The 21123-nt window shown below is 65.4% G+C and carries 17 protein-coding genes; 9 read left to right on the top strand and 8 right to left on the bottom strand.

From position 1 onward, the window contains the following. The first annotated feature begins 94 nt into the window (after positions 1-94). Together FJU11_RS05795 and FJU11_RS05790 are read left to right on the top strand one after the other, a co-directional pair. Positions 95-2131 (top strand): NADH:flavin oxidoreductase, encoded by a 2037-nt coding sequence (locus tag FJU11_RS05795; RefSeq protein WP_141166089.1) that lies wholly within the window; start codon positions 95-97, stop codon positions 2129-2131. A 10-nt stretch (positions 2132-2141) separates the two neighbouring features. Then, entirely contained in the window at positions 2142-3197 is a 1056-nt protein-coding gene (locus FJU11_RS05790) for a GlxA family transcriptional regulator (RefSeq protein WP_141166088.1), read from the top strand. Here FJU11_RS05790 and FJU11_RS05785 read toward each other — a convergent pair. Both FJU11_RS05785 and FJU11_RS05780 read right to left on the bottom strand, forming a co-directional pair. After that, a complete protein-coding gene (locus tag FJU11_RS05785) occupies positions 3181-4248 on the bottom strand; it encodes a hybrid-cluster NAD(P)-dependent oxidoreductase (protein WP_141166087.1) in 1068 nt (355 codons plus the stop codon). The two genes, FJU11_RS05790 and FJU11_RS05785, sit on opposite strands and share 17 nt — an antisense overlap. Before the next feature lie 4 nt (positions 4249-4252). Further along, entirely contained in the window at positions 4253-5485 is a 1233-nt protein-coding gene (locus tag FJU11_RS05780; RefSeq protein WP_141166086.1) for an aromatic ring-hydroxylating oxygenase subunit alpha, read from the bottom strand. Positions 5486-5626: 141 nt separating this feature from the next. Between FJU11_RS05780 and FJU11_RS05775 the strand changes: the two genes are divergently transcribed. Continuing rightward, positions 5627-6514 carry a LysR substrate-binding domain-containing protein gene (locus tag FJU11_RS05775; protein WP_141166085.1) on the top strand — a complete coding sequence of 296 codons (888 nt, stop codon included), beginning with the start codon at positions 5627-5629 and terminating at the stop codon, positions 6512-6514. 23 nt (positions 6515-6537) lie between these two features. Here the strand turns inward: FJU11_RS05775 and FJU11_RS05770 are convergent, their stop codons facing one another. The 6 genes from FJU11_RS05770 to FJU11_RS05745 form a co-directional block, all read right to left on the bottom strand. Next, positions 6538-7938, bottom strand: coding sequence for an L-serine ammonia-lyase (locus tag FJU11_RS05770; RefSeq protein ID WP_141166084.1), 1401 nt, complete (start codon positions 7936-7938; stop codon positions 6538-6540). A gap of 37 nt (positions 7939-7975) precedes the next feature. Next, positions 7976-8521, bottom strand: coding sequence for a sarcosine oxidase subunit gamma (locus tag FJU11_RS05765; protein ID WP_141166083.1), 546 nt, complete (start codon positions 8519-8521; stop codon positions 7976-7978). Positions 8522-8535: 14 nt separating this feature from the next. Then, a complete protein-coding gene (locus FJU11_RS05760; RefSeq protein WP_141166082.1) occupies positions 8536-11529 on the bottom strand; it encodes a sarcosine oxidase subunit alpha in 2994 nt (997 codons plus the stop codon). Further along, positions 11526-11825: a sarcosine oxidase subunit delta gene (locus tag FJU11_RS05755; RefSeq protein WP_141166081.1), complete on the bottom strand. Its 300-nt coding sequence runs from the start codon at positions 11823-11825 to the stop codon at positions 11526-11528. The genes FJU11_RS05760 and FJU11_RS05755 overlap by 4 nt, the downstream gene beginning before the upstream one ends. Positions 11826-11839: 14 nt before the next feature. Next, positions 11840-13093 (bottom strand): sarcosine oxidase subunit beta family protein, encoded by a 1254-nt coding sequence (locus tag FJU11_RS05750; RefSeq protein ID WP_141166080.1) that lies wholly within the window; start codon positions 13091-13093, stop codon positions 11840-11842. Positions 13094-13209: 116 nt separating this feature from the next. Continuing rightward, positions 13210-14703 carry an MFS transporter gene (locus FJU11_RS05745; protein WP_141166079.1) on the bottom strand — a complete coding sequence of 498 codons (1494 nt, stop codon included), beginning with the start codon at positions 14701-14703 and terminating at the stop codon, positions 13210-13212. A gap of 235 nt (positions 14704-14938) precedes the next feature. Here FJU11_RS05745 and FJU11_RS05740 point away from each other — a divergent pair, with 235 nt between their 5' ends. The 6 genes from FJU11_RS05740 (at position 14939) to FJU11_RS05715 (ending at position 21055) form a co-directional block, all read left to right on the top strand. After that, the gene (locus FJU11_RS05740) at positions 14939-15721 is read left to right on the top strand and encodes an SDR family NAD(P)-dependent oxidoreductase (RefSeq protein WP_141166078.1); all 783 of its coding nucleotides are present in this window, start codon (positions 14939-14941) and stop codon (positions 15719-15721) included. 4 nt (positions 15722-15725) lie between these two features. Continuing rightward, complete coding sequence (locus FJU11_RS05735; RefSeq protein ID WP_141166077.1) at positions 15726-16556, top strand: alpha/beta hydrolase; 831 nt, start codon at positions 15726-15728, stop codon at positions 16554-16556. 353 nt (positions 16557-16909) lie between these two features. After that, complete coding sequence (locus FJU11_RS05730; RefSeq protein WP_181408062.1) at positions 16910-18082, top strand: ABC transporter ATP-binding protein; 1173 nt, start codon at positions 16910-16912, stop codon at positions 18080-18082. Next, the gene (locus FJU11_RS05725) at positions 18079-18960 is read left to right on the top strand and encodes a carbohydrate ABC transporter permease (RefSeq protein ID WP_235890836.1); all 882 of its coding nucleotides are present in this window, start codon (positions 18079-18081) and stop codon (positions 18958-18960) included. Before FJU11_RS05730 ends, FJU11_RS05725 begins: the two co-directional genes overlap by 4 nt. Beyond that, positions 18957-19787: a carbohydrate ABC transporter permease gene (locus tag FJU11_RS05720; protein ID WP_141166075.1), complete on the top strand. Its 831-nt coding sequence runs from the start codon at positions 18957-18959 to the stop codon at positions 19785-19787. Before FJU11_RS05725 ends, FJU11_RS05720 begins: the two co-directional genes overlap by 4 nt. A 26-nt stretch (positions 19788-19813) precedes the next feature. Beyond that, positions 19814-21055 carry an ABC transporter substrate-binding protein gene (locus FJU11_RS05715; RefSeq protein WP_181408061.1) on the top strand — a complete coding sequence of 414 codons (1242 nt, stop codon included), beginning with the start codon at positions 19814-19816 and terminating at the stop codon, positions 21053-21055. The last annotated feature ends 68 nt before the right edge of the window (positions 21056-21123 follow it).

Here is a 21123-nt window from a genome sequence, read left to right as displayed (position 1 = left end):
CCGCCGCCACAACACGAATTGGACATCGATGAACTCTCACTTGACACCAATGAACATTTAGGGAAATCCTTGTCGAAACGGCAAGGAGCTTCCGATGCTGCACGACCCCCTTCTCCAGCCATTCCAACTGAAGCATCTGACGCTCAAGAACCGGCTGATGATCTCCAGCCACGAACCGTCCTACACCGAGGACGGCATGCCGAAGGATCGCTACCGCGCCTACCACGTGGAGCGCGCACGCGCCGGCATCGCGCTGACGATGACGGCCGGTTCCGCCGTCGTCTCGCGCGATAGCCCTCAAGCTTTCGGCAACGTGCTTGCCTACAAGGATGAGGTGGTCGGATGGATGCGCAAGATCGCCGACGAGTGTCACGAACACGGCTGCGCGGTGATGATCCAGCTTACCCACATGGGACGGCGCACCCGGTGGGACGGCGGCGACTGGCTGCCGATCGTCTCCTCCGGGCACGATCGCGAGCCGGCGCATCGCGCGTTCCCCAAGGTGGCGGAAGACTGGGACATCGCCCGCATCATCGGCGACTATGCTGCCGCGGCCGAACGCATGAAGGCGGCAGGCCTCGACGGTGTGGAACTCGTCGCCTACGGGCACCTGCTGGACCAGTTCTGGTCCCCGCTCACCAACGAACTCGAAGCCCCCTATGGCGGCAGCTTCGACAACCGGATGCGCTTCACCTTCGATGTCTTGAAGGCCGTGCGTGAAAAGGTCGGCGACGACTTCATCGTCGGCATCCGGTTCAGCGGCGACGAAAGCCTTCCGGGCGGCATCGTGCGCGAAGAGGGGCTGGAGATCGCCAATCGCCTCAAGAGCTGCGGCATGGTGGATTTCCTCAACGTCGTCCGGGGCAACATGACGACCGATGCCGCGCTCACCGACGTCATTCCGGTGCAGGGCATGCGCAGCGCCCCTCACCTCGATTTTGCCGGCGACATCCGTGCGGCGACCGATTTCCCGACCTTCCATGCCGCCAAGATCCAGGATCTGGCCACCGCACGCCATGCGATCGCCAGCGGCAAGCTCGATATGGTTGGCATGACGCGTGCCCACCTCGCCGACCCGCATATCGTAGCCAAGATCATGCGCGGCGAGGAAGAGCGCGTGCGCCCCTGCGTCGGCGCGAACTACTGCCTCGATCGCATCTATCAGGGCGGCGCGGCGCTCTGCCTGCACAACCCCGCAAGCGGACGCGAGCTGGAGCAGCCGCACGTCGTCGCTCCGGCCGAAAAGCGCCGGCGGGTCGTGGTCGTCGGTGCCGGGCCGGCCGGGCTCGAGGCCGCACGTGTCGCCGCCGAGCGCGGCCATGAAGTGATCGTCCACGAGGCGGCGAACGATCCCGGCGGTCAGGTCCGCCTCACCGCGCAGACGCCCCGTCGCCACGAGATGATCTCGTTGATCGCGTGGCGGTTCGAAGAATGCACCCGCATGGGCGTCACCTTCCATTTCAACAGCTTCGCCGACGAGGAAACCGTGCTCGCCGAAGCGCCGGACGTCGTCGTCGTCGCAACCGGCGGCCTGCCCGATACCGAGGTTCTCAGCGAAGGCGGCGCACTCGTCGTTTCCGCCTGGGACATCCTGACGGGCGACGCCCGACCCGGAACGAACGTCCTCATCTACGACGACGCCGGCGACTATGCCGCCCTGCAGGCGGCCGAAACGATTGCCACGACCGGCGCGAAGGTGGAGATCATGACCCGCGACCGGATGATCTCGAGCGAAGTCATGGGCATGTCGCTAACCCCGGCGATGCGCGCGCTGCAAAAGCACGACGTGACCTTCACGGTAACCTGGAAGCTCGAGGCGGTGCGCCGCGAGGGCAACATGCTGCACGCCGTCCTCGGCAGCGACTATGGGGGCGTCACCCGCGAGCGCGAGGTCGACCAGGTGATCGTCAATCACGGCACGCGCCCGCTCGACGACCTTTATTTCGGCCTGCGCCCGGACTCCCTCAACGAGGGCGAAGTCGACTACGAGGCCCTGGTCGCGGGACGGAAGCAGAAGATCGTGCGCAACCGCGAAGGCACATACCAGCTCTTCCGCATCGGTGACGCCGTCGCGGCGCGCAACACGCACGCCGCGATCTTCGATGCGCTACGCCTGATGAAGGCGGTGTGAGGATGGTCGCATGACGACCGCAAGGAAGCGCCTCAGCGTCGGTTTCGTGCTCGCCGATCGCTTCACGCTGTCGGCCTTTGCGAACTTCGTCGACGTCCTTCGGCTGGCCGCGGACGAGGCCGATCGCTCGCGGCCGATCCTGTGCGAATGGAGCGTGCTTTCGCATACGCTCGAAAGCGTGACCTCGAGTTGCGGGGTCAAGGTGCAGCCAGACCGGCGCCTGAACGGCGGGGGAACCTACGACTACATCGTGGTCGTCGGCGGGCTGATCGGCGACCGCAGCGTGCTCGGGCGCGAGGAACGCGCCTTCCTGCGCGAGCAGGCGGAAACCAGCGTGCCGCTCGTCGGCCTGTGCACGGGCGTCTTCATCCTGCAGGAAGCCGGCCTTCTCGAAGGCTATCGCTGCTGCGTGAGCTGGTTCCACCATCAGGACTTCGTCGATCGCTTCGATCGCGAGCGCCCGGTCTCCGACCAGATCTTCGTGGTCGATCGCGACCGGCTCACCTGCTCGGGCGGTCACGGCGCGGCGCATCTGGCCGCCTTTCTCGTCGACCGTCACATCGGCCATTCGGCGGCGATCAAGAGCCTCAACATCATGATGATCGACGGGGCGCTCAGCGGTGAAAAGCCCCAACCGGGCCAGCAGAGCGCGCGCCAGCCGAAGGACCCGCTCGTCAAGAAGGCGTTGCTGCACATGCAGCAGACCATCGAGACGCCCCGCCCCATCGACGAGATATGCGAGAAGCTCGGCATCGGCCGTCGAAGCCTGGAACGACGGTTCCTGAAGGACGTCGAGGCGACGCCGGCGAAGGTCTATCTGGACCTGCGGCTGGAGCGGGCCTTGCAGCGCCTGCGCACGAGCGAGGACAGCGTGACGCAGGTCGCCCTTTCGACGGGCTTCTGCGACGCTCCCCATCTCAGCCGCGTGCTGCGCGCCGAACGCGGCCTTCGTCCCGGCGAATATCGCCGGGCACAGGCGGCACGCCCCGACCCGGAAGAACCGGCCGTCGGGGTCCTGCTTGCGCCGAACCGACGGGCGGATGTCCCGTCTACGCCTCGATCCTGACCTTGCCGATCGGGTTCGAGCAGCAGGCGAGGACGTAGCCCGCCTCGATATCGTCGTCGGTGATGCCGCCATTGTGCACCATGTGCACCTGCCCTTCGAGCTTGCGTATCTTGCAGGTGCCGCATACGCCGAAGGTGCAGCCGGACGGAATGACGAGGCCAGCGGCGCGCGCGGCACCCAGAAGGGTTTCCGTCTCGTGGCATTCGGTCGAAATGCCTGATGTCGCGAATTCGATCTCGGCCTTGCCTTCCTCGTCGAGCGTCACGCCCTCGGGCACGACGCCGGTCTCGGGCAACGGCGCGCTGAAACTTTCCTGGTGGTAGTGGTCCATGTCGAAGCCGAGGCCGACCAGCGCTTCACGCACCGTCTGCATGAAGGGTTCCGGCCCGCAGCAGAACACTTCGCGCTCCAGATAGTCGGCGGCGACGATGCCGAGGATCAGCTGGTTGAACATGCCCTTGAACCCTGCCCAGGGGCGGTATCGATCGGTTCCCTCGACGACCCAGGCAAGCTCGATGCCGGTGCTGCGCGAGGCCATGTGCTCCAGCCGGTCGCGGAAGATGATCTCCGAAGGCCGGCGCGCGCAATTGATGAAGACGATGTCGGGATCGCGACCGGAATCGTACATGTTGGTCGCCATCGACATCATCGGCGTGATGCCGGATCCGGCCGAGATGAAGAGGTGCTTTCGCGCGGGATAGTTCAGGTAGGAAAACGAACCCGACGGCCCGATGGCGCGAAGGCGCATGCCCGCCTGCAGGTTGTTCAGCATCCAGCGCGTACCGATCGAAGCGTTCTGGGCCTTGACGGTGATCGACAGCGACATCGGTCGCGAAGGAGACGAAGAGATCGTGTAGGTGCGGTAGATCACCCCGTCCGGCAACGGCAGCTCCAGCGTCAGGAACTGGCCCGGCTGATAGTAGAACAGCGCACCGGACGGCGCTTGGAAGGTGAAGGTCACGACGTCCGGCGCTTCGGGCAGCGTCGAAACGCATTCGAGCGGCTCGTTGTCGCTCCAGAACGCGAGCTTGGGCTGCACGTGCATGGTCATCGGCCTACTCCGCTGCAAGTAGCTGAACGTGGTGCGAACGCTGCATCGTGCGCACGTACCAATCGACGAACTGTTCGACGCCCGTCTCGTGCACGGGACTGTAGGGACCGGGCAGATAGGCCGGCGAGTTGATGCCGTGCTGGTTCGCTTCGACGACCTGGCGATCCTCGTCGTTCGTCTCGGTCCATACCTGCGTCAGCCGGTCGAGTTCGTAATCGACGCCTTCCACCGCGTCACGGTCGACGAGCCATGTCGTCGTGACTTCCGTCTCCTCCGGGCCGAGCGGGAGGACGCGGAAGGTCACCGCATGGTCGGGCAGGAAATGGTTCCAGGTCGAGGGATAATGGAACTTGAGCAGCGATCCGGCGTCCGGCAGGCCGACATGGCCGAGCGGACGGCTGACGGCCGGCTTGCCGTCCATGGTGTAGCTGAGCGCACCCGCCTGCAACGGCATGCGCACCAGACGGTACTGCCCTTCCCCGCCGAGCTGGAATTCGGCTGGCGCGCCCGCCGCCACGCACCGCTCGAAATGCGCGGTCATCGCCGGCGACAGATGGCCGGGTGCGGCGGTCCCCGCAACGATCTCCGGATCGAGCGGGAAGGTGCGGCAGAGCGCGGGATGCATGCCCGAGCAGTGGTAGCATTCCCGGTTGTTTTCCCAGACGAGCTTCCAATTGCCCTTCTCGACGATGGTCGAGGAGTGCGCGACCTTGGCGCGGTTCAGGTCGTGGATTTCGAGGTAGGGTCGCGCGAGGTCCGCGAACGCGTCGAAATCCGGCGCTTCGTCGGCAAGGCAAATATAGATCAGTCCGCAAAGCTCCCGCATATGCACGGGGCGCAGATTGTACCTGGACGCGTCGAAGTCCGCCCCCATGTCGCGGGCCCATAGCAGCCGACCGTCGAGTTCGTAGGTCCATTGATGGTACGGGCAGACGAGTTTTGCGACCTGGCCGTTGCTTGCCTGGCACAGTACCGAGCCGCGATGGCGGCATGAATTGTGGAACGCCCGTATTGTACCATCGCCGCCCTTGACGAGAAGGACGTTGTAGACCCCGACCTTGATACGGGTATAGGCGCCGGTCTTCGTCAGCTGGCATGCGGGAATGGCGTATAACCACTCCCGGTAGTATATGGTTTCGAGATCTCGCTCGTAGATTTCAGGGTCGGTATAAAATGGCCGCTCAAGAGAAAATTCGGGAACTCGATGGGCTAGAAGTTCGTCTAGGGTCTGGGTCATCGGTGTTGTCCCACGCGGTGAGGTTACTTGACTTCATGGATGAGGCACGCCTAGCTATGCTCGCAATGGCATAAATTTTCACGTTGATTTAGTTTTTTTTACTTGTCCGGTTTCCGACATCCACGCGCTTGAAAGCGACGCATGAAGCGGCCCTACGACCTTCCATCCATGACGGGCCTCCTGTGTTTCGAGGCCGCTGCGCGGAATTCGAGCTTCAAGGCGGCGGCCGTCGAACTCAACGTGACGCCGGCCGCAATCAGTCATCAAATCAAGGGGTTGGAGGCTGAACTCGCACGCACGCTTTTCCGCAGGCAGCACCGTGGCGTGGAGCTGACGGAGATCGGCGCGTACCTTTTTGTTGCATTACAGCGCGGTTTCCAAACTTTATCGAATGCCGTGTCGGATGTACGCGGGCAATCGGAGTCCGAAGACGTCACCGTTCAGGCGACGACGGCGATCAGCGCCTTCTGGCTGACACCGCAAATCGCGGCTTTCTGGAAATCCCACCCGGAGATTCTCATCTCCCAGATCGTCAGCGACATCGATGTTCCGGGCAGCGCCTATCCCGATCTCAGCGTCCATTACGGCGCCCTGCCGGAGGACGAGAACGACCACCATTTCCTCTTTCGCGACCGGATGCGCGCGCTCGGATCGCCAGGCTATGCCGCAGCGCACCAGATAAGGGAACCGGAAGACCTGCTTTCCGCTCCGCTCATCCACCTTTCCGGCGTGGAAGCGGCACGCTGGACGGGCTGGACGGACTGGTTCAGGCAGCTCGGCCATCCCGCGCCGACCGGCAAGCGCATTGCGGTCAACAACTACATGATCGCCCTGCAGCTCGCGCAGGACGGCGTCGGCGCCGTGCTCGGATGGGACGGGCTCGTCATGCCGCAGGTGGAACAGGGTCGCCTCCTCGACCTCGTTTCGCAAAGCATTCCCTCGCCGCACTGCTACTATCTGAAGGTCCACCCGCGCGCTTCTGCGAAGGCGCGGGTCTTCGCGGACTGGCTCACCTCGAAGCGCATCTGATTCGCGGCGACGACACCGCTCGATCAGCACTCCGGCAGGTTGACGGCGATGCCACCGGTGGACGTCTCCTTGTACTTCACGTTCATGTCGCGGCCCGTGTCGCGCATGACCCGGATGCAGTTGTCGAGCGGCATGAAGTGCGTGCCGTCGCCGCGAAGCGCGAGCGCTGCCGCCGAAACGGCCTTGATCGCGCCGAGCGCGTTGCGTTCGATGCACGGCACCTGCACGAGCCCGCTCGCGGGATCGCAGGTCATGCCGAGATGATGTTCGAGCGCGATCTCGGCGGCGTTTTCCACCTGCTCGTTCGTGCCGCCGAGCGCCGCGGTGAGCCCCGCGGCGGCCATGGCGGCAGCGCTGCCGACCTCGCCCTGGCAGCCGACCTCCGCACCCGAGATCGAGGCGTTGCGCTTGATGATGCCGCCGATCGCGCCCGCCGTCAGCAGGAAGACGCGCCGCGTCGCGACGTCGCCGCCGTCGCACTGCTCGTGCCAGTAGCGAAGCACGGCCGGCACCACGCCCGCGGCCCCGTTGGTCGGCGCCGTCACGACCCGGCCGCCGGCGGCATTCTCTTCGTTGACCGCCATCGCGTAGACGCTCAGCCACTCGTTCGCCGCGTGCGGGGAGGATCGGCCGACGGAACGTTCCGCGCGCAACGCCTCGTAGAGCTGGCGCGCGCGGCGGCGCACGTTCAGACCGCCGGCGAGGATGCCGTCCTGCGCGAGACCCCGGTCCATGCAGGCGTCCATCGCCTCGGCGATCGCGTCCAGCCGGTTCTCGACGTCGTTGCTGCCGGACGCCTTCTCGTTCGCCTCCATCATCGCCGCGATCGAAAGGCCGGAGCGGACGCCCATCGCGAGCATGTCGCGCGTGGAGGAGAACGGGTACGGCACGTCGCCCGTATCGTTCGCGCGCATGTCGGCGACGTCGTAGCGTTCGAGTTCGTCCGCGCTCATGACGAAGCCGCCGCCGACGGAATAATACGTCACTTCCAAAAGCGCGGTTCCGGCATCGTCGCCTGCGCGGAAGATCATGCCGTTCGGGTGGCCGGGAAGCGGCGGTCCGCAATCGAAAACGATGTCGTGCGCCGGGTCGAAGCGGAGCGGCGGAAGGCCGGGCGGCGTGAGCCGGCGATCGGTTTCGAGCGCGGTCAGCATCGCACCGGCTGCGTCCGGATCGTGCGTTTCCGGCCGCTCGCCGCAAAGGCCGAGCATGACCGCCCGGTCGGTTCCGTGCCCGCGCCCGGTCAGCGCAAGCGAGCCGTGCAGCGAAACCGCGACCGAAGCCGGCTTGCCGGAACCGTCCTGCGTGTCGGCAAGCGCCCGCAGCGCATCGAGAAAGCGCGCGGCCGCAACCATCGGACCCATGGTGTGCGACGAAGATGGACCGATCCCGACCTTGAAGATCTCGAATATGGAGGGGATCATCGACGTTCTCCGTTCGTCCGGGAGGTGCCCCCCGAGCTTAAAGCCCGGCGCGCAGTTCCACGACCCCGGTTTCGAGCAGTTCGCGGACATAGGGCGCGGAGGATCGCCACGCATCCAGCCGGTAGACCTCTTCCGCTTCACGCCATAGCACGATCGAAACGCCGTCGAATACGGTCCGCACCGCCCGCCCCGGGGCAAGGTGCGAAAGGTCGCGCGGACAGCCCATCGCCAGCAGAGCCGCGGCGTCCGGCCCGACGATCCGCACCGAAACCTCGCGATCGCCGATGTCGCAGAGTGCATGCGGCGTATCGGCCTCGATCGCGGCGAAGGCGTCGAGGATCGCGTCGCGCTCGGCTTCGCCGGCAAGCACGACCCATTCGTCCGGCCCGAGGCAAAGCGCCGTGCGCCCGTCCTTCTCGTTCCGCGTGCCGATTGCAGTCGGAAGGTCGACACCGAGGGTACGGCCGAGGATTCCGGCATCGGCAGGGTCGCCGCGCAGCGAAAAGCGCGCTTCCGGCGCGAGATCCTCGATGGTCACCGCGCCGGCAGCGGCGACGGGCCTTTTCTGCGCATGAAAGGTCATGGCCTGCTCCATCCTCACATCTTCGCCCGTTCGCCATCGGGATCGTAGGCGTTGGCGGACGTGATCGTCGCCTTGTGCGTGCCGTCCGGCATCGGAATATAGACCGTCTTGCCCATCATCTGCCGGCCGTCGGCGACAAGCGCCATGGCGATCGAACGGCCGAGCGCGGCACTACGATAGGAAGAGGTCACGTGGCCGAGCATGCGCATCGGCACGGGCTTGTCCGGATCGGCGACGATCTGCGCGCCTTCCTCGAGCAGGAGCGAGCCATCCTCCGGCTGCAGGCCGACGAGCTGCTTGCGGCCCGTCGCGGCGAGATCCGGCCGCTTCAGCGAGCGCATGCCGACGAAGTCGGTCTTCTTCTTGCCGACCGCCCAGCCGAGCCCCGCATCGTCCGGCGTCACCGTGCCGTCGGTATCCTGGCCGACGATGATGAAGCCCTTCTCGGCGCGCAGCACGTGCATCGTTTCCGTGCCGTAGGGGCAGATGTCGTAGGGCTCGCCCGCCTCCATCAGCGCCTTCCACAGCGCAAGGCCGTGGCGCGCCGGTACGTTGACCTCGTATCCGAGTTCGCCGGTGAAGCTCAGCCGGAAGAGGCGCGCCCGGAACCCCGCGACGCGGCAATCGGCGAGCGACATCATCGGGAAGGCCTCGTTGGAAAGATCGAGCCCTTCCGTCAGCGGCTCCAGCACCTTGCGCGCGTTCGGTCCGTTCAGCGCGACGACGGCCCACTGTTCGGTGGTCGAGGTGAGCCAGACCTTAAGGTCCGGCCATTCGGTCTGGCGATAGTCCTCCATCATCGTCAGCACACGCGCGGCACCGCCCGTCGTCGTGGTGACGTGGAAAAGCGTTTCGGAAACGCGCCCCACGACGCCGTCGTCGCGGATGAAGCCATCCTCGCCGAGGAGCACGCCGTAGCGGGCCTTGCCGACGCCGAGCTTCGTCCATGGATTGGTGTAGACGCGGTTCATGAACTCGGCCGCATCGGGTCCCGCGACCTCGATCTTTCCGAGCGTCGTCGCATCGAAGATGCCGACCGACTGGCGTGTCGCCCGGCATTCGCGCTCGACGGCGGCGTCCATGTCCTCGCCTGCCTTCGGATAGTAGCGCGCACGCCGCCACTGGCCGACCGGCTCGAAGACGGCGCTCTGCTCGTCCGCCCAGCCGTCGATCGGCGTCTTGCGGGTCACCTCGAAATGGGTGCCCCGATGATAGCCGGCGAAGGTCGCGAAGGTCGTCGGCGTATAGGGCGGGCGGAAGGTCGTCAGGCCGACCTCGGGCGGCGCCTTGCCGAGCGTCTCGGCGGCGATCATCAGGCCGTTGATGTTGGAAAGCTTGCCCTGATCGGTCGCCATGCCGTTGGTCGTATAGCGCTTGACGTGTTCGATCGACTTCATGCCTTCGCTAACGGCAAGGCGAATGTCCTTCGCCGTCACGTCGTTCTGGAAATCCACGAAAGCCCGAACGCGGCCCGGCTTGACGCTGGTCGCGAGCACGGCGTGGTTGGCACCCGTTCCCGGCCGGTCGCCCTTCACGCCGGGTGCAACGGCACGGGCTTCCTGGCCGAATGAGGAAGCCGCCGCAGTACCGGCCGCGACCCCGTCGGCCAGGACCGGCGCGTATCCCCACAATCCCCTGCCCGCGCCGGCGATCTCGCAGGCCTCGCTCTTGCGATCGGGAAAGAAGGCCGCGCTCGCCTCGTCCCACCGCAGCGTGCCCTTGGTGTGCGAGAAGAGGTGGAGCGAGGGCGTCCATCCACCACAGGCCGCCACGCAGTCGCACGCGATCGTCTGGCTCTTGCCCACCCTGCCATTGGTCATCGGCGCGACCGTGATCGACTTCACGCGAAGCCGGCCGGAAGTGGCGACGACGGTATGGCCGACGAGAACGCGGATTTGCCGCCTGCGGGCTTCGCCCAGGAGCTCGGCGTTCGGATGGCTGCGCGTATCGACGATCGCGGCGATCGCCGTTCCGGAATCGGCGAGATTGAAGGCGGTGTACCATGCGCTGTCGTGGCTGGTGACGATCGCAGCGCGCTCGCCGATGCGCACGCCATAGCGGTTCAGATAGGTCTGCGCCGCGCCGGCGAGCATGATGCCCGGCCGGTCGTTGCCGTTGAAGACGAGCGGCTTTTCGAGCGCGCCCTGCGCCAGCACCACCTGACCGGCGCGCACCTGCCACATGCGCTCGCGCGGCGCGCCTTGCGGGATCTCGTCGAGATGGTCGGTCAGCCGCTCGGCGAGCGCGACCATGTTCTGGTGGTAGTAGCCGATCGCCGTCGTACGCGTCATCACCGTGACGCCGAGCGCCGCCAGTTCGCCGATGCGGCCGGCGAGCCACGTCCAGGCCGGCTCGCCCTCGATCGCGACCGACGGATCGGAAAGCAGCGCTCCGCCGATCTCCGCGTTCTCGTCGACAAGCACGACGCCGGCACCGGCCTTTGCCGCCGTCAGTGCCGCCGCGATGCCCGTGGGTCCGGCGCCGACGACCAGCACGTCCACATGCGCGTAGCGGTTGGCGTAGGTGTCGGGATCTTCCTCCTTCGGCGCGGTGCCGAGCCCGGCGGCCGCCCGGATCACCGGCTCGTAGACCCGGTCCCAGAAGCTCTTCGGCCACATGAAGGTCTTGTAGTAGAAACCGGCGGAAAACACCGGATGCAGGCGATCGTTGACCGCGCCGAAGTCGAACTTCAGGCTCGGCGAACGGTTCTGGCTTTCCGCGACCAGGCCGTGGCGCAGTTCCTGCATGGTCGCGCGGGTGTTCGGCTCCGAGCGCCCCTTCCCGCGCGACGTGCCGACGAGCGCGTTCGGCTCTTCCGAACCCGCGGTGACCGGCCCGCGCGGACGGTGATACTTGAAGGAACGGCCCATCAGATGCACGCCGTTCGCAAGAAGCGCGGAGGCGAGCGTATCGCCGCGAAGGCCCGTATAGGACTTGCCGTCGAAGGTGAACGCAACCGGCTCGTCGTGGCGCACCCGGCCGCCATTTGGAACGCGCAGCGTCGTCATTCCGCCTTCTCCAGTTCGGCCAGCGAGGGCCGCTTCTCACCGGCCTTGTAGGTCGCGAGGAAACGGTCGGTCACCGTGTCGCGCACGGCATTGAAGAAGCGCGCGCATCCGTGCACGTGGCGCCAGCGCTCGAAGTGCGGCCCCTTCACGTTCGAGCGCATGAAGAGGAAGTCCCGCCAGTCGTCGTCCGAGAGCGACGATGGGTCCTTCGGCCGCTCGATGTGCGCTTCGCCCGCATAGACGAATTCGAGTTCCGGCAGCGTTTCCTCACAGTAGGGGCAGCGGATCAGGAGCATCGGGCAAGCCTCCTCTAGTGCGCGACGGCGGCCGCGGCCGCCTCGTCGATCAGCCGGCCGGTGCGGAAACGGTCGAGGGTGAAGGGCGCGTTGATGGCGTGCGGCTCGTCCTTCGCGACGGTCCAGGCAAGCGTGTGGGCGGCGCCCGGGGTGGCCTTGAAGCCACCCGTGCCCCATCCGCAATTGACATAGAGGCCCTGGACCGGAGTCTTGCCGAGGATCGCCGAGCGATCCGGCGTCACATCGACGATGCCCGCCCATTTGCGCAGCATGCGCATGCGCGAGAAGATCGGGAAGATCTCGCAGATCGCCGCCAGCGTATGCTCGATCAATGGCAGGCCGCCACGCTGGGAATAGCTCGTGTACTGGTCGGTGCCCGAACCGATGACGAGTTCGCCCTTGTCGGACTGGCTCATATAGGCGTGAACCGCGTTCGACATGACCACGCAGGGAAAGCACGGCTTCACCGGCTCGGAGACGAGCGCCTGCAGCGGATAGCTTTCGAGCGGCATGCGCACGCCGGCACTTTCCATCACGACGCTCGTATGGCCGGCGGCGGAAACGGCGACCTTCTTCGCGCGGATGAAGCCCTTCGCCGTCTCCACCCCTTCGACCGCACCGTTCGCGCCGCGGCGGATCGCCGTGACGGGGCAGTTCTGGATGATGTCGACCTTGCGCGCCGAAGCCGCCCGTGCGTAGCCCCAGGCGACAGCGTCGTGGCGGGCCGTGCCGGCACGCTTCTGCAAGGCCGCGCCGAGGACGGGATAGCGCGCATTCGCGGCGATGTTGACCGGCGGGCAGTATTCCTTCGCCTCTTCGGCGGTCAGCCAGCGGTTGTCGACGCCGTTCAGGCGGTTGGCGTGGACGTGGCGCTTGAAGCTCTGCACGTCGTGTACGGTATGGGCGAGCATCATGACGCCGCGCCGCGAGAACATGACGTTGTAGTTCAGATCCTGCGAGAGCCCTTCCCACAGGTCGAGCGCGTGATCGTAGAGCCGGGCGCTTTCGTCGAAGAGATAGTTCGAGCGGATGATCGTCGTGTTGCGACCGGTATTGCCGCCGCCCAGCCAGCCTTTGTCGATCACCGCGACATTGGTGATGCCATGTTCCTTGGCGAGGTAATAGGCAGCGCCCAGCCCATGCCCGCCGGCACCGACGATGACGACGTCGTATTCGCGCTTCGGTTCGGCATCGGCCCATTGCGGCTGCCAGCCCTTGTGACCGGACATCGCGTTCTTGAGCAGCGAGAATGCGGAAAAATGCGTCATGGCATCGTCCTTCGGCCACAAGGCTCGATGACGACGTTCGCCGAAACCGTGCCGTTCGGCTTGTATATTTGCGACACCGGCGTGGTATATTCCGGTCAATCGTCCGGTCGGACGGCCTACCCTTTCCCCCCGCTCAGCGCTTGCGGCGTTTCGATCGCGGCTTCGTCCCCGTGGAGCCAGCGTTCCAGGTGCGGCACGGGAAGCGTGCGATAGGCGGAAAAGAACGCCGCCACGCAGAAGAGCGTCGTGCCGACCCCCATCGCGACGGCGATGCCGATCGTGATGACGATCTGCTTTTCGCCGGGCGCAGGGCCGCTTGCGATCAGGCCGGCGAAGGCGACGAGCACCGGGCCGATCAGGAAGTCGCCGACGGAGCGCACCAGTTCGATGAAGGCGAGCACCCGTCCGAGCGCATTCGAAGGAACGGAAAGGCCGGCGAGGAAGAGCGCGGGGCTGACGGTGGCGCCCGCGCCGAAGCCGAGAAGGCCATAGGCGAGAGGGATCGTGACCGTCGCCGAGGACGTCGAAACGGTCATCAGCATGACGCCGGCGCCGATCATTACGAGCATGCCGAAGAGGATCAGGAGAGGCAGGAAGCGCGTCTTGAAGGCGAGGCCGAGAAAGCCGGCCGCCACCACGGCGCCGATGGGAAGCGGCCAGTAGCCGATCCCCGCCTGGCTTTCCGAAAGGCCCCATAGGCTCGTCGCACGCAACAGCGAAAGCGAAAGCAGCGAGATGAAGACGCCGCCGGCGAAGCTCGCGATGATGGTGCCGATCGTCGGCGTCGTCTGCGTCATCCGATCGACGGCGATCAGCGGGGCGCTGTGCCGATCCTCGACGATGAAGATCGCCGCGAAGAGGATGAGGCCGAGTGTCAGTGGTACGTAGAAGAACGGCGACGCGAAGCCGGTGCTTTGCAGCATGGCGACCGCGCCGAACGGCAGGACGGTGGCGCCGAAGGCGAGCACGATCGCGAAAATGTCGAACTTCGTGCCGGGCGCGGTCGGCTTTTCCGGCGCGATGACGACGAGGCCGAGAAAGAAGGCAAGGACGGCGACAACGGCGAAGATCGTGAAGAGCCCGCGCCAGCCGATGTTCTCGGCAACGAGGCCGCCGACGAGCGGCCCGGCCGCCGTCGCGCCGAAAAGGGCGAGATTGATGAAGACGGCGGTGAACGGAAGACGGGATGCCGGATAGTCCTTGACCGCCGGCGGAAGCGCTACGATCAGCAGGAGACCGGTGGAAAGTCCGGCGAGGATATAGCCGGCGCAAAAGGTGATCGGCCCGAAGCCGCTGATGCTGAGCAGCCAGCCGAGCGAGCAACTCGCCGTCAGCGTCATGTGCAGCGGACGGCGGGGAAAGCGCTGCGAAAGGTCGCCGGCCAGCAACGCGCCGAACGCGTAACCCGCCGTGCCGAGACCCTTCACGAGACTGAACATCGTCTTCGAAAGCCCGACATCGTGAATGATGCCACCCTTCAGGATGTCGGTCGCGCTCGTGGCGAAGAGGTAGGGAACGAGGGCGAAGAGGGTAATCGCGAGCGTCAGCGCGTAGTTGCCCCTCAGGCTTGCCGTCAAGCCGTTCCGCGCGGCGCTACCCGTCTCGCTCATGATCGTTCCGTCTTCCGCATCGAATGCTCGTCCGGCGCGCCGTACTTCGCAGCCGGCCTGAAACCGCGAACATAGTCCGGCTTCGCGGCACGTCTATTTTCCTTTCCGTCTTTTCGTCATGCGGCACGAATTGCACGTCGGCCATCTGTCCGCACGGCGAACCTGTTCTAGATGCGGTATCCGGTGCGCCCGTCGGGCATGCGCCCTTGTTTTCAAGAACAGGCGAGAGACTTCGATGGATCTGAAAATACGCGGAAGAAAAGCGCTCGTGACGGGTGCGACCGGCGGGATCGGGCGGGAGACGGCGCGCTTTCTGGCGGCCGAAGGCGTGGAACTCATCCTGAGCGATACCGACGAGGACGCGTTGAAGGAGCTGGCTTCCGAGTTCGATTGCTCGAGCGCCACCGCCGATCTTTCGAGCTTGAAGGGCTGCGAAGCCCTCGTCGAGCAGGCCGGCACCGCCTTCGACATCTGGGTCCACGCGACCGGCGTCACCGGCGCGAAGGGCGATCCGCTGGCGATGGCCGAGGAGGACTGGCAGGAAGCGCTCGACATCGATTTCCTTTCCGCCGTCAGGCTCGCGCGCCATCTCTGCCCGCCGATGACCGAGCGCGGCTGGGGCCGTGTCGTCTTCATCACCTCCGAGAACGTCGCCCAGCCCTACGCCGACGAAACGGTCTACAACTCCGCGAAATCGGCGCTTCTGAGCTTTTCGAAGAGCGTCGCCATGCAGCATTCCGGATCCGGCCTGCTCGTCAACTGCGTCGCGCCGGCCTTCATCGAAAGCCCGATGACCGACGGCATGATGGAAAAGCGCAGCAAGGAACTGGGCGTCGAGTTCGAAGAGGCGATCGAATCGTTCCTCGAGGAGGAGCGCCCCTACCTCGCGCTCAAGCGCCGCGGGAAACCGGAAGAGACGGCGGCGGTCATCGCGATGCTGTGCAGCGAACTCGCCTCCTTCGTTTCCGGCGCGAACTGGCGCGTGGACGGCGGCTCCGTCGGCTCCATCAACGTCTGAGCGCATGGCGAAGGACGAGGCGTTCGAGGCACTGCTCGGCCATATCGAAGCCCATCCGGTGGAAGGCGACGTCGCGTCGATGCGCGCGACGTTCGAGACGTTGGCGCCGCCGCCCGTCGAAGGGCGATGGGTGACGATCGGCGGCATCGAGTGCCTGCAGATCGGACCGGGCGAAGGCCCACCCGTCGTCTGGCTCCATGGTGGCGGGCTCGTGTTCGGTTCGCCGCAGAGCCATTCGGCGATGGCCGCATATCTCGCGCGCACGCTCTCACGTCCCGTGATCCTGCCGCGCTACCGGCTGGCACCCGAGCACGCCTGGCCGGCGCCGTTCGAGGACGTGCTTGCCCTGCTCGATGCCGTGGACGATCCGATCGATCTCGTCGGCGACAGTGCCGGCGGGCACCTCGCCCTGCTCGCGGCGCAGCGCCGGCCGCATGCGCTCCGCTCTCTATCGCTCATCAGCCCTAATACCGATCGCACGGGCGCAAGCACGACGCGCGTTTCCGGCTCGAAGACCGACGCCATGAACGATGACGCGTCCGACCTGCGCCTTGCTCGCATGGCATTCGGAGCGGAGCTTGCAACACTTGCCGACGCGTCGCCGCTCCATGGCGACCTTTCGAACCTTCCGCCGGTCTGGATCACGACGACGACATCGGAAGTGCTTCTCGATGACAGCCTGTTGTTGATCGCAGCGCTCGGCCGCGCCGGGGTGTCGGTCGAGGCGGACATACGCCGTGGCCTTTGCCACCTCTGGCCGCTCTGGCCGGATCGGCTGCCGGCGGCCCGTTCGACGATCGAACGGCTGGCACGGTCCATCGAGCGACGAAGCTGACTGGTTCTAAAAGGCTAGCAGAGCGCGCCGATGCAGCTTATGCGTGCAGATAAACGCGATGGTTCAGTACGATCACAATAGATTGATTGCATGCCGAAGAACCCTGAAGAGCGTTCCCGATCAGTGATCTAGCTACATGCTGCGGTAGCATGGCATGGCAAACGCGACTACCGATCGTACCTCCCATTGACCTCCCTCGCCCCAAAGCTACCTAGCCCATCGGTTGAGGAATACGGGTCGCTCGGGATTGGGGTTCCGAAGACAAAGCCGCACTGGCAGCGGCCATGAACGTGCATTTTGCGCGAACGGTCGAGGTGTGTGCGGTGAGCCCGTCTGCGCTTGGAAGAGGCAGGATGGTACAAGCGAAAGATCTGGAAATCGAGGGACTGGTCTGTCGCTACGCGACGACGATGGCCCTTCATGGGCTCGATTTTCGCGTCGCGGCAGGAGAGTTCGTTTCGATCCTCGGGCCTTCGGGCTGCGGAAAATCCACGCTGCTTCGCGCGATCGCCGGATTGGTGCCGACCACCGAAGGCTCCATTCGCGTCGAAGGCAAGTCGATCGACGGCTTGCGTCCGAGCGAGCGCGCCGTCGCCTTCGTCTTCCAGTCCTATGCGCTCTACCCGCACATGACGTGCCGGGCGAACCTCGCCGCACCGCTCGTGATGACCGAGCTTTCCGCATTCGGTCGTTCCGCAGTGTTCGGCCGGCTTTCCCCGCGGGCACGTCGGGTACAGGCGAGCATCGGCGAACGGGTTGCGGCGACGGCGAAGCAGCTCGAGATCGACGGTCTCCTCGATCGCCGCCCGGCCGCACTTTCCGGCGGCCAGCGCCAACGCGTCGCGCTCGGCCGCGCGCTTATCCGCGAGCCGGATCTCTTCCTGCTCGACGAGCCGCTCGCCAATCTTGACGCCGCGTTGCGCAACCGCACCCGTTCCGACCTGCGCGCGCTTCAGCGGCGCATCGGCGCGACGACGCTGTTCGTCACGCACGATCAGGCCGAGGCGATGGCAATCTCCGACCGCATCATCGTCATGTTCGACGGTCGCATCCGCCAGATCGGCACGCCGGACGAACTTTACCGCGCACCGGCCGATCTCGACGTCGCACGCTTCCTTTCGCAACCGCACCTGAACGTCGTACCGGCGGAGATCGTCCGTCGTGCGCTCGGCGAGCGTACGCGCGCCGGCGATATCCGGATCGGCGGCCGACCGCTTTCCGCGATCGAGGGCGTCGTCGCCTTTCGTCCCGAGCATGCGACGATGGCGCGCCTCGACGAACCCGCTCTGCCCGGCCTTCGCGTCCGCGTCGATCATGCCGAGCACGGTGGTTCGGAAGCCAATCTCTTCGTGCGTCTCGTCGCCGACGATACGCCGTGCGTGGTGCGCATTGCTTCGCGTGCGATCGCGGACTGGCCGTCCGGACGCGAAGGCGTGCTGCATTTCGAGCTCGACGCGACCCATGTTTTCCCCGGCGAACACGCGGATATGGGCGAGCCGGGCCTATCCGGACGGGCCGTCGCGTGAACGCGACGGAAAGACAGCGTCGACGCGTCGGGACGGCGCTCGCACTTCCCGCTGGAACGCTGCTTGCCGTGCTCCTGCTTCTTCCCTCGATTGGCGTGCTTTCCTTCTCGCTTACGGACTACCAGTTCGGAATGCCGGGGTTCGATTGGGTAGGACTTGCCAACTACGCCAAGCTCTTCACCGATCCGGACATACGCCGGAGCCTTTTCAATACGCTCCTCTACGTCGTGATGGTGGCGCCGCTCTCGATCTTCGCCGCGCTCGCGCTGGCAATCCTCATCGAGGGCGAAGGCCGGCTCGGCAGCGTCTTCCAGACCATCTACTTCCTGCCGATCACCGCGACGCTCGTCGCCATGGCGACCGCGTGGGAAGTGGCGCTCCATCCGACCTTCGGCATGGTCAACGCCGCGCTTTCCGCCTTCGGCTTCGCGAAGGTCCGGTTCCTTTCCGATCCCGACACCGCGCTCGCGACGCTCGCCGTCATCGGCGTCTGGAAGATCCTCGGCTACAACACTCTGCTTTTCCTCGCAGGGCTCGCCACGATCGATCGCGATCTTTACGAGGCGGCGGCGATCGACGGAGCGGACGGCGGCTGGGGCCGCTTCACCCTCGTCACTTGGCCGCAGCTCGCACCGGTGACGCTGTTCGTCACCGTCATCACGCTCATCCGCTGCTTTTCGGAATTCGAGACCGTCGCCGTGCTGACGAATGGCGGCCCGAGCGGCGCCACGGACATGATCCTCTTTACGCTCTATCAGCAGGCCTTCCGCTATTTCGACATCGGCGTCGCGTCCGCGCTCGCCGTCGCCTTCCTGCTCTTCGTCGCCCTGCTTTCGATCGTCCAGGTCTCGCTCTTCGAGCGTGGGGGAGCGGCATGACGCGCCGCGATCTTTCCCGGCTCGCGACGCGCACTGTGCTCGTCCTCGTCGCGATCATCACGCTGATGCCCTTCGTTGAGATGCTCGCCGTCAGCTTCGCGTCGAAGAGTGAAGTCTATACCGGCGCGGTGCTGCCGATGCCGAGCCTTGCCGCGACGATTGCGAACTACGGCTACGCGATCCGCGAGGTGCCACTGCTGCGCTATCTGGCGAACGGCGCCTTCGTGTGCGGCATGATCGTCCTGCTTCAGGTGCTGATCGCCGCACCTGCCGGCTATGCGCTTGCCAAGCTTCCCTTCCGCGGCAGGCCGATCCTGTTCGGCGCGGTGATCGTCGCGCTGATGATCCCGTTGCAGGTGCCGGCAATTCCGCTCTATTTGGCGATCGCCTACGCGGGACTGCTCAACAGCTATACGGCGCTGATCCTGCCTTTCGTCGTCTCCGCCTTCGGCATCTTCCTGTTCCGCCAGTTCTTCGTCTCCTATCCGGACGAAGTGCTCGAAGCGGCACGCCTCGATGGATTTTCGGAACTCGCGATCGTCTGGCGGTTGATGCTGCCGGCGGCGCGCCCGGCCGTCATGGCCTTCGCCATGATCAGCATCATCGTCCACTGGAACGACCTTTACTGGCCGCTCGTCGTCGTCACCAAGACGAGCATGATGACGCCGCCGATCGGTCTGATGGAATTCCGTTCTTCCGGCGACAGCACCGGCCACATCGGCGCGCTGATGGCCGGCGGGGTCATCGCCACCGCGCCGCTCGTCGCCTGCTTCCTCATTCTCCAGCGCCATCTCGTCCGCGGCCTGTCCTTCGGGGTGCGGACATGACTTCGAAAGACAGAAAGGCAAACCCGATGAAACGTCTTCTCGCATCCCTTGCCCTGACGGGCATTCTCGCCATGCCGGCGGTCGCGGCCGATCAGGTCGATCTCACCGTTCTCCACGCCTGGCCGCAGCATGCGAAATGGGAAAAGGAAATTGCCAAACGCTTCATGGCCGATCATCCGAACGTCCACATCACGTTCCAGGCGCCTTCGGTCGACTATGGCGAAGGCCTCGTTTCGGTCATCCGCCAGAACATGGCCGGCGATCCGCCGGACGTCTTCATGGTCGGCTCGCACCTTTTGCCGAACCTCGTCACGCGCGGCATCGTCCAGCCGCTCGACGACGTGATGCAGGGCAAGGACATGGAAAAGCTCGGCTATACAGAGAACGTCCTGAAGCTCGGGCAGGTGAACGGCAAGCAGTACGGCCTGCCCTGGACGGACTCCACGACCGTCATGTTCTACAACAAGGACCTCGTGAAGAAGGCCGGCGGCGACCCCGACAACATGCCGACGACCTGGGACGGAACGATCGCGCTCGCCAAGAAGATCAATGCGCTCGGTTCGGACACGCACGGCATCTATTATACGCTCGGCGACGACGACTGGATGGTCCAGAACCTCCTGGCGACGAACGGCATCTATCCCGTCACCAAGGACGGCAAGATCGCGTTTTCGACCGATAAGGGCAAGAAGGCGATCGAGGTGTTCCAGCGCCTGATCCAGGATGCGGGCCAGCAGCCGATCGCCGACAAGGCCGCACGCCAGGAAATGTATGCCGGCAAGCTCGGCATCTATTTCAACTCGGCCGCCGTCGTGCGTTCCTTCGACCGTGAGATCGGCGACCGCTTCCCGTGGGGTGCGGCGCAGATGCCGAGCCTCGGCGAGAAGGGCAACGTCGCTTCGGGCGGCATGGGCGTCGTCGTCCTCAGCAAGGATCCGGCCAAGCGCAAGGCCGCCTTCGACTACATCCTCTACGGCACGGGCGCGAAGTCGCAGGCCTATATCGCCAAGCAGACCGGCTACATTCCGATCAACACGGGTTCCGCCGAGCTTCTCAAGGACTTCTACCAGAAGAACCCGAACTACAAGACGAGCCCGAACCAGCTCGACCGTGCGCTTGGCTGGTTCTCGTGGCCGGGCAGCAACGGCGTCAAGATCAGCCAGATCATCATGGACGACATGACGTCGGTCGCAAACGGCGAGATGACCGCCGACGAGGCCTCGGCCAAGATGACGGACCAGATCAAGCCGCTGATCGAAACCAAGTAGAACGGGAACGAAGAGCTTCGTTCGACGGCAGGGGCCTGTCTGGAACGATCCGGCGCCCCCTGCCGAAG

The sequence above is a fragment of the Pararhizobium mangrovi genome, assembly GCF_006516965.1.
GTDB classification, from domain to species: Bacteria; Pseudomonadota; Alphaproteobacteria; order Rhizobiales; family Rhizobiaceae; genus Pararhizobium_B; species Pararhizobium_B mangrovi.
The sequence above is the reverse complement of the archived record's forward strand: the minus strand, read 5'-3'. Positions and strand labels throughout refer to the sequence as shown.